The following is a 6,129-nucleotide window of genomic DNA, read 5'->3' on the forward strand; positions in this document are numbered from 1 at the left end:
GTTATTATTTCATTAAAAAAGTATCTAATCAGATCGTATTTGCTAAATATTATTATATTAGACACACCTTAGCTCAATTGTTGAATTTTAAATATGGCAATATACCGAGCAATGTATTATTACAGCTCAAAGAGTGGTGCTGATGGCAAAACATATTGACTCTGTTGAACAGCTCAAATGCGAGTTTTATATCTATTTGAGCTGTTGCTAAACATCATCTACAGCAATAAACAGGTGCGATAGTTAATTAAATGTCACCAGCATTTCCGCCGATGCGGTCACATTCCCCACCGGTAAGCTGGCACCACCAGAGCACAAACGCCAGGTCACCTGATTATTGATAACTGTGGTCGCTTCAGTCGCCAGAATATTGCCTATTTTGACCACTGAATTATCAAAAGGCAGCCCACTGGTACCAGTACATACGCCACTGCCCGTCACGCCATTATTAATTTCGCCAGTGATATAACCGCCACCTTGCGCCAGTGCCAAACGAGTTCGTTGATTTTCGTATAAACTGGTTAATGCTCTGAATTGCAGATTAATATTGGCATTTATTCGGTCAGATGTTTGCGAACAAGCAGTGGTTATGGCAGAAGAGTAAGTGGCTAACTCCGCCCCCACCTGCGTCAGGCGCTCGACGCTACCAAAATTAATCATGGTGGGTGTTGAGACTGTGCATTCCAACGTCGAGATACGTAATGTGATGTTGCTCGGTAAAATAGTGGTTGACCTATCTCCCGAAGAAGCAGAAGAAAAACTACCAAAATACATTGGAGGTATAATGGCCTCACTGCTAGTTTGAGTGCCGTCGGTCACTAGTACCCAAGTGCCTGAAAGGCGGGCCGTTCGGGTAGCAGATCCGGATGTATCATAAAAACCAGAGTAACTCGACATTCTTGGCGGCAAACACCACTCACGGTCACTCGGACTGGCCACCATTATATTTGAAGTTGTAACACCCCCAGTTTTGGGTAAACCAAGGGTCCCGTCTAAGCTTTCAGTGCTCTTATCAGACAATGTGTAGCTCGCTGTCCCACTCGCCCTAGGAATTAGCCCCACCCCCGGAGCAATCTTGTATGCCATATAACCACCAATATAGGCGAGAGAATTCCTATTCATGCAGACACTAGTGCTATTAGATATAGCTAGCAAACCATAGTACGGTGCCAAGCTCGCACTACCCATCGCCCCAGACAGAGTTTGATTAAAAGGCAGCCCTTCCCAAAGAATACCGCGGCCCTTACCAATAGTTATGGTCTCGGCCCTAACCGACTGAGTTATGCCCATTAAAACGAGTAATAGCGTTAGTAGGTATAAATACCCTTTTCGATATATTTGGCCATTTATTGTTGGTGTTTTCATTCGATCATATTCCGTGCTGTTTTCAGTAACTGATAATGTCAGGCGCATATTTATGCTCCCTCACAGCGAGCGGTCACTGTGCGTATTGGGTTATTGGCTGATGGCGCTTCAACTTTATTTAGATTAAATACCGCCCGGCACTGTTGTTCGGCACTGCTGCCCCACTTCACCTTCAACTGGCCTTTCTCCGGTAATCCGCTCAGATACACCTGCCCGCTATCGCCGACAATACCGGTATTGGTTTCGCCATCACTGGCGTTATCAACCGTCACCAGCGCCCCGAAAGGCAGTGGCTGATGGCCTTGTTGCAAGGTGACCAGCGCCTGATAACCGACGCGGGTGGCAAAGTTCGCCATCACCACCGCCCCTTTGGTCGGATAGACATTCAAACTGGAGTGCGTGATATCCACATCGTCCGGCAAGGTGGTCGGGTTCAAACTAATGCTGTTGTTTTGGTAGTTCGACAAGTAAGGCACCACCGCATAGCCGCGGCTGTCAGTGCGCACATTGCCGTTCATCACACTCACGCCACCCGCCCCCGGCGCACTCACAATGGCGGCCGAATCGCCCAACATCTGGCTGAGTGTCACGCCGCCCGGATGCACCACCAACGCACCATTACCGCCCATATTTAATGAGCGCGCTTGGCTGCCATAGCTGTAACCCATATTGGCCATGCCTTTACTGCCCTGATAACCGGCGTTCAACGAGCTGGTGCTCGGGGTATTGCCATTTGACCAGCCTTGCATCGCGCTATAAGAGAGACGATCATCCATCGCGCTGCCGCTGATACCGGCTTGCTGCTGTACCTGCCCCTGATTATTGTGGGTCATCTGGTAACGGGCATAACTGCGGCTAGCCGACTGCGCCTGGCTAAACAGGTTCAGAGGAACTTGCATATTCAGCGACAATTGACGATCTTCCGGCCAGTTGCCCTCGCCTTTGACCCGATTAATGCTGTAAGCCATCCCATAACTCACACCACGGTAGCTGCCGTTATAGCCCGCCGATACCGTATTCATCACCTTGTCATTACCCCAAAAATCATTGCGTTGTAATGACAAATAGGTTGAACCCCATGACTTCAGTTGCTGATTGAGCTGCACCTGGAAATTAGAGCGTTGCCGCTCCAGCGCCCAAGGCACCTGCCCCTCACTGAGCTGATAGCCCTGACTGTTAAAATCGGAGAAACTGTAATAATGGCGGGTGGAATAGCGATAAGCCGCCAGATCTATCGAGGTGCCAGTTTCCAGCAAACTCTTGGCATAACGAATCCGGTAAGAACTACCTTGCTGGCGGCCATCTTGCCCAGACAGCGTGGTGCTTGAGGTGGTGATATCCGCCGACAGCGCACCGAAACTCCCCAATGACACGCCGCTACCGGCGACCATAGAGGCATAGTCCTGCGCCACTAACCCGCCGCCATACAAGGTGACGTCGTAAGGCAGGCCATAGATTAAGGTGCCGAGCACAAAATCGGATTCTTTCGAACTGGTGGTGATCCCACCGTTGTAGCGCCCAGTGGTTAGCTCATATTTGAGGCTACCGGGGCGGCGCATCACCGGCAGAGATGACAGCGCCACTGTTTGGGTTCGAACGGTGCCATCAGTTTCGGTGATGGTTACCGTCAGGTCACCGCCCTGCCCAGTTTGGAACAGGTCATTGATACGAAAAGGCCCCGGTGCCACAAAGGTCTGATACACCACATTGCCGTTCTGGCTGATAGTGACCCTGGCGTTGCTTTGCGCAATTCCGGAGATGACCGGAGCAAAGCCGCGCAGGCTAATCGGCAGCATATCGTCACTGGAATTGAGCTTGACGCCTCGGAACGGAATACTGTCGAAAACGTCATTTTCAGTATTGCTCTCCCCCACCAATATTTCTGAACGCAGAGCGGCGATATCCCGTTGCAGATAAGTGTTGGAAAACTGGGTCTGCTGGTTGCTCTGACTATCAGTGTTGCCACCACGACTCTCGTTATAGGTGTAAGTCATATCACTGCGCAGCCGCCATGCCTGCCAGTTCAACCCACCGCGCACACTGGCAAACAGGTTGGTTTGCACGGTATTCCCGCCGTCATATTGACCATCCTGCCAGTTGCGCCCGCCATTGGCGCTGTAATTAAGCAACAGGGCCGGAACACCCTGATCCCATAAGGCGGGATCAACTGCACCTTGGCTATTAGCCTGCATGGCTATCTGTGGAATACTGAGTTCCAACCGCTGTTGTGGAAAATCAAACCGGACGCGGGCCTCGGGGATCAGCTCATTGATATTGTCGATGGCAACATCTGGCGGCAATCCGACAAAAGCGGGCAACGCCTGAGTATTTACCCCCATCTCATGTAGAAATGCGGGGGTTAATTCCGGCGCCACTTTCCCTTGTTTATCGGCTTTAAACATCAGCTGGTGCTGGCCTAAATCCACCTGATTGACAAACAGTGTCACCAGATAACTTCCCGCAGGGATCTGGCCTGCGGTTTCAAAAGCACTCAAGTCCGTGGTGGCAGATTGCCCGCCGGTCAGCGCCAGCAAACCAGGGTCAAAGTAATCCCGCGCGCTCGCAGGCGTCGTTGCTGTCAGGAAAGCAACGCCGACCAACGAGGGCAGTATTGTTAATTCAGCGTGGCGGATTTTCATTTTTCTTCTATCCATTACAAAGTCAGGCCATTACAAAAGTCAGAGGTCATATCAAAGGACTACAAATTTTGATGCTTGAAAGGCGTATCCCAACCATCTTCATCAATTAACTGCCAGCTCACCTTGCCGGTAGCGCCTTCTGGCAAGCGGTATTGACGTTGGCCTTTAGGCGGAACCATCAAGCGAAGCTGGGCTTTATCCATTTCGCTCGCCCCGACGTGAAGCCGGGAAAAAGTCAGCCAGTAAGGTGTCGGATTGTCTGCAATCAGCACATTGCCTTCGCGGCGAAAACTCAGTTGTGACGCCACATCGGCCACCGCTCGTTTAGCCAGTCCTTCAGGCCGGTAGAAGACTTTCATATTGCTCACCACGGTGAGCGCCATCTGCCCGGCTTGCGCATTTTTGTCAGTCTCTTGCTGCGCTGGAATGGCTTTCATCGAGATAAAAAATACTGATTCGCGATCGGTCGGTAGCGGCTCACCGTTACGCCGGATACGCAATGTCAGCTCACTGTTCGCTTCCAGCCGTGCCAGTGGCGGTGTGACGATAAAGGGCATCGCTCCCTGATCCGTGTTGGTCATATTCACATCACCGGTAACCGGATCGACGGGTTGTATCCAGGACTGCATTAAGTACGGCGCGGCACTTTTGTTATAGGCCGTCAGGCTGACGCCTTTTTTCTCGGTCTCAGGGTAGATAACCCGCAGCACGTAAAACGAAATCCCCGGCTTATTGGCGGCCGTTTGGGCCGCCGCAAAACCAGAAAAAAGAGTGAATAAACACAGCCCAAAAGCAAGGAGGTGTTTGGGAAAGACAAAACTCATGATGTTTCCTTGATTGACGACACCGCCTGCTGACATTCAGTCGATAGCCCACCGAAATCATTGATGGTTTGCCATTTAGCTTGTGTCACGGGCGCGGAGACTGAATAAGTCGCAGTGCTCATCGGGGCCACCATTGAGGGTTGGTTATCCAAATCAATAGTGGTGTGATTCAGCACCAGTTGCCCCAGCGTCTGGTAGTAAGGTGTTGGATTGTTCACGCGAACGCCTTGAGCTGTCGCGCTGAACTCCAGGCCACAAGCGGCGGCATCTTGAGAAACAGCCAGACCCGTTGGGCGATAAAACAGCTTAATCATAAAGCGCAGCCCCATAGATACCTGGTTGCTGGCGCTGTTCTGTTCTGTTTGTGCCGGAATACCGACTACCGAGAGGTAAAACAGCGACTCACGATCCGTGGGCAAGTCTGCGGTATCCTGCGGCAAAATACGCAGCAACTGGCGGTTATCAGCGCGCAATGGAAAAAGCGGCGGTGTGATAACAAAAGGAGCGGAGGCAGTATCATCAAGATTACGTTGCACCCGACTCTGGATAAGATAAGTTTGGTTATCACTGTTTTTGACGGTCAGTGTCTGGGCTTTGTCCGTCGCCAAAAACACCATGCGCGTCTGGCTCAGGCTGATACCGCCCACATTGGCTGCGATGGTATTTTCAGTTGCCAGCAGCAGTAGCAAAAATACGCTGATTCTGGCTGGCAAGGTTGCGCGAACAAGTAGCATAGTGACCTCAGCGATAAACAAGATTAAAGAGCACGCGGGCGTTCAATTCGCCAGGTCGTAGGTTGGCGCACTCTGCACCGTTGCCGCAGGTCACACCGGCATAAAACGTGATGCTCTGGTTAACTGGATTTACCCCTGTGGCTGCCAGTGGGATATCGTCACCATTCTTGACTTCGAGTTGATTGTAATTAGGGGTAGTCTCTGTTTTTACCAACATCACGCCCATCCCACTGGCAACAGAATCACTGCTACGAAACAGCCACTTACCGCTCTGAATCATCCCTTCACCACTGACATTCACCACTGGCGTATAACTGGCATGAGTGCCGCTACAGGCTTGCACATTAAGAGTGAAAGGCTCGGCTCTCACCAGCGCATTGGCGGTGAGTTGAGATTGAGCTATCGGGCCAAGTGACAGGACACTTTTATTCAGGCTCAAGGTGCAAGTCCCCGGATTCAGTACCGCCGAGAAATTGAGTGTCACCGCAGATTGACCTCCTCCCAATATCCGTACCAGGCTAAACTAGAGATCCGGACCTTTTTGATGACTTCGGGCAAATTCTGCCG

General features: G+C 51.2%; 5 protein-coding genes. All 5 read right to left on the bottom strand.

The window, feature by feature from the left end:
* Nucleotides 1–243: 243 nt before the first annotated feature.
* The gene (locus HU019_RS20390; protein WP_227739253.1) at nt 244–897 is read right to left on the bottom strand and encodes an adhesin; all 654 of its coding nucleotides are present in this window, start codon (nt 895–897) and stop codon (nt 244–246) included.
* Nucleotides 898–1,415: 518 nt separating this feature from the next.
* The gene (locus HU019_RS19955) at nt 1,416–4,004 is read right to left on the bottom strand and encodes a fimbria/pilus outer membrane usher protein (protein WP_174849979.1); all 2,589 of its coding nucleotides are present in this window, start codon (nt 4,002–4,004) and stop codon (nt 1,416–1,418) included.
* 59 nt (nt 4,005–4,063) lie between these two features.
* A complete protein-coding gene (locus tag HU019_RS19960; RefSeq protein WP_174849978.1) occupies nt 4,064–4,828 on the bottom strand; it encodes a fimbrial biogenesis chaperone in 765 nt (254 codons plus the stop codon).
* A complete protein-coding gene (locus tag HU019_RS19965) occupies nt 4,825–5,562 on the bottom strand; it encodes a fimbrial biogenesis chaperone (RefSeq protein WP_174849977.1) in 738 nt (245 codons plus the stop codon). Before HU019_RS19965 ends, HU019_RS19960 begins: the two co-directional genes overlap by 4 nt.
* A gap of 7 nt (nt 5,563–5,569) precedes the next feature.
* Nucleotides 5,570–6,046 (bottom strand): fimbrial protein, encoded by a 477-nt coding sequence (locus HU019_RS19970; RefSeq protein WP_227739251.1) that lies wholly within the window; start codon nt 6,044–6,046, stop codon nt 5,570–5,572.
* Nucleotides 6,047–6,129: the final 83 nt, after the last annotated feature.

Source organism: Yersinia artesiana (genome assembly GCF_902726545.1).
Lineage (GTDB): Bacteria > Pseudomonadota > Gammaproteobacteria > Enterobacterales > Enterobacteriaceae > Yersinia > Yersinia artesiana.

Coding starts and splice junctions, on each gene's coding strand:
- HU019_RS20390 (WP_227739253.1), bottom strand. CDS start 897: ATGTCGAGTTACTCTGGTTTTTATGATACATCCGGATCTGCTACCCGA.
- HU019_RS19955 (WP_174849979.1), bottom strand. CDS start 4,004: ATGAAAATCCGCCACGCTGAATTAACAATACTGCCCTCGTTGGTCGGC.
- HU019_RS19960 (WP_174849978.1), bottom strand. CDS start 4,828: ATGAGTTTTGTCTTTCCCAAACACCTCCTTGCTTTTGGGCTGTGTTTA.
- HU019_RS19965 (WP_174849977.1), bottom strand. CDS start 5,562: ATGCTACTTGTTCGCGCAACCTTGCCAGCCAGAATCAGCGTATTTTTG.